Consider the following 3,390-nt stretch of genomic DNA (forward strand, 5'->3'; position numbering starts at 1 on the left):
GTAACTCGGATGATCGATGGGCTTGAGGCTGAACTGGGCGCTGACTGGGAACGGTGCGCCTATTTCACTGATTGGATTTGATAACTAACTTGGGGCGCCCTCCCCAATCACTTGTCCAGGCGACGGATTTACTCAGTGGGTCTGCCCGCTTCTACGGGACACCATCAAGAACGCGGTCAGAGTGGCCAGTGACAATGCACTTCCGACGGCGGCAATCGCCAACCAGCTGAAGTGTTCATAAAGCGAGCTGGCCACCGAGGAGCCGATCGCCCCGCCAATGAAGATGCTGATCATGTACAACGCATTCAGACGGCCTCGGTTGGCAGTGCCCAAGGCGTAGACGGCTCGTTGCCCAAGCACCATGTTCATCTGCACGGCAAAATCCAGCGCGATACCCGTAACCGCTAACCCGATCACACCGTAAAAAGGATTGATGAAGGCCGGCAGGAAACTCACTGCGCCCAATATCATGGCCAACTGTGAGGCTCGTCGAGTGTGCCCTGCATCGGCGAGTCGACCACTGATAGGTGCGGCGATTGCGCCGATGGCGCCGACCAGAGAGAAAATCGCAATCTGACTTTGCGTGAGGCCGAACTCCCGGCTCAACACCAGGGGGACAGCAGTCCAGAACAAACTGAACGCGGCAAACATCAACCCTTGATAGAGCGCTCGCTGACGCAATACCGGCTCGCGGCAAAACAGTTGTCCAAGGGACTTCAGCAACTGACCATACGACGCGCGATGGGTCGGTTGCCATTTGGGCATGGTCATGCCGATCACCATGGAGATGACGAGCATCAACGCAGCCGCGCCGATAAATACTGCCCGCCAACCAAAATGGTCAGCAACCAGGCTCGACAGCGGCCGCGCAAGCAGGATCCCCAACAGCAAGCCCCCCATGATCCCTCCCACCACTCGGCCGCGAGACTCTTCCGGCGCCAGATGCGCGGCCAATGGAATCAGCATTTGCACGGAGACCGAGCTGAAACCGATGAGTGCCGAGACGACAAGAAACACACTCGGCTGCCTGGCCAAACCAGCGGCGATCAGGCTGAAGATTGTAACCACGATCGTCGCGATCATCAGTCGGCGGTTTTCCATGAGGTCCGCCAAGGGAACCAGGAAAAACAATCCGAGTGCGTAACCAATTTGAGTCAGCGATACGATAAAGCTGGCGCTGCCATTCGACATGCCGATATCCGGGGCGATCAAGCTGATAATGGGTTGCGCGTAATAGATGTTGGCCACGATCGCACCACAACAAAACGCAAAGAGAAGCACCATTCCCCTCGTCATTGAAGCTTTTGTTATCGCCGCTGCTGTGCCGCTTGTTGAAACGCTCATGCCATGAACTCCTGAGGTTCGACAGCGGTGACTTTCCAATAAAGGTCACCCGCCTGATGTTTGTCAGGTCACAAAATAGGCGGCACGCCCCACCGAGAGAATATGGACATGGCGCAACGTCATGTTGCGTCGTGCGCAAAAGCTGCCTGGGTGCAATCAACGCCTCCCGTGTGCATCATTGGCGTAAATAAGCGGGATACTTCATTGCCAGCACTCACCTTTCCAGGTCGATGCCCATACGGCACCTGTCCTTCATGTGATTGACCTACCCCCCCTTTTCAACGCCCATCGACAAGCCGTTTGTGTTGAGCGTAGACTATTATTAATCGGTCGATTATTAATGCTTTCAACCCAAAAACACTCCTCTCCCTTCTTAACCGCTTCGAGTGTGGGTCGTCGATTTCGAGCTCACGAACGGGCGTACTTCACCGCTTTGGATAGGCTCCGTTTTGGAAGTGCGTGCCTATCATCCCCTATCCCTTGTCACGCTGACGTCGACACAGACCGATGTGAATACACCACGGGACACCTTACTGCTGCTTGAACAACAATATGAGCAGAGCCGTTGCGGCAAGCAACGCCCCCATGAGGAACGTGCTGCCTGCCCCAAAGTGCTGCCATAGCCAGCCCGCAAGAACACTGGCGATCAGCATGCATACACCACTGACCAAATTGAAAATACCGAACGCGGTGCCCTTGAGCGCATGGGGGGCATTGTCGGCCACCAACGACGCAAGAATGCCTTGACTGAACCCCATATGAAGCCCCCACAAGGCAACGCCCAGCATCATCATGATTACAGAACTGGATTGAGCCAGTAGCAGATCCGCCAAGACGAGCAAGACCATCCCCACATAGAGCAACTTCGCTCGACTGATCCGATCGGATAGCCAGCCGGCCGGGTAAGCGGACAACGTATAGAAAAGCGCCATGACCACCATCACCAGCGGAATCCAGGCGACCAACAGGCCTGTCTGTTGCGCTCGTAGTACCAGAAATGCCTCGCTGAAACGAGCCAGCGTAAACACCCCTCCAATGATGACGATCCACCAATACCCGGAAGAGAAGTCGTCAACGACTCTCCAGTGAATTGGAGATCGAAATGTGTGTTCGGTCGGGAGGTGTGTGGGTTCTTTTACTCCTGTGACAATGAGAACCACCGCCACTGCTGCCGGAATAACTGCAAACCACAGGACTAGCTGTATATCTGCGAGCCATAACATGAGCACGATGGCCAGAGCAGGGCCAAGAACAGCCCCGACGGTATCCATCGACTGCCGCAGCCCAAAACAGGCGCCACGGATTTCTGGTGGCGCCACATCTGCGATCAGAGCATCTCGTGGTGCCCCTCGAATGCCTTTGCCAATTCGATCCAGAAAACGCGCTGTAAAGAAAACTTCAACCGAGTGAGCCAGAGGAAAAAGGGGTTTGGACAACGCGGCTAAACCATATCCAAGCAAAAGCAATCCTTTGCGCCGCCCGATAAAATCGCTGAAAGCACCGGAGAAAATCTTGACGAGCATGGCGGTCGACTCGGCAATCCCCTCGATCACCCCGACGGTCAATGCACTCGCACCCAATGTCGTAACCAGAAACACCGGCAGCAAGCTGTGTACCAACTCAGAAGACAGGTCCATGAAAAGGCTGACAAAACCCAACGTCCAGACAATGCGAGGAATACGAAGACGCTCGGCGTTGGTGTGTGGACTTTCGTTACTCATATTTTCAACCTGAATCGTCCTTGCTGCTGTAGACACAAATGACCGGCAGCCTGGGTCGGTTTCTGCCCGTCACGGTAGGCAGAAACCGGCCAGAAACTGTCTGTCGCGTCCAGGTTCAAACCATTTTGCACGTCAACCAAGCACTCCAGAACAGGCTGCGGAAGAAACGAGTCGCGTCCCCGAATCCGGCGTCGTGTAACAGTGTTTGAACCGCCGCCTCAGAATGTGGAGGGTCAGCGCCTTGGAGGATTTTCCCCAGCTTTACCTTCACTTCATCCGGGCTGGCTCCATGCTCCCAGCGCCGGACTCGCCGCTCCGTGCTCGG

2 protein-coding genes and 1 pseudogene are annotated in these 3,390 nt (G+C 55.4%); all 3 read right to left on the reverse strand.

The genetic code is table 11. The features are described 5' to 3' along the window. Positions 1–132 precede the first annotated feature (132 nt). Positions 133–1,344, reverse strand: a complete 1,212-nt coding sequence (locus AC1DVH_RS28165; protein ID WP_477756550.1) for an MFS transporter — start codon at positions 1,342–1,344, stop codon at positions 133–135. Positions 1,345–1,874: 530 nt separating this feature from the next. Continuing rightward, complete coding sequence (locus tag AC1DVH_RS28170; protein ID WP_477756551.1) at positions 1,875–3,065, reverse strand: MFS transporter; 1,191 nt, start codon at positions 3,063–3,065, stop codon at positions 1,875–1,877. Positions 3,066–3,180: 115 nt separating this feature from the next. Beyond that, positions 3,181–3,390: pseudogene (locus AC1DVH_RS28175) on the reverse strand (hypothetical protein); the annotation flags it as partial.

Source organism: Pseudomonas sp. P4_C3, assembly GCF_056402075.1.

What these genes read in the sequence shown, in the direction of transcription:
- AC1DVH_RS28165 (WP_477756550.1), bottom strand. Translation starts at nt 1,344, where the DNA reads ATGAGCGTTTCAACAAGCGGCACAGCAGCGGCGATAACAAAAGCTTCA.
- AC1DVH_RS28170 (WP_477756551.1), bottom strand. Translation starts at nt 3,065, where the DNA reads ATGAGTAACGAAAGTCCACACACCAACGCCGAGCGTCTTCGTATTCCT.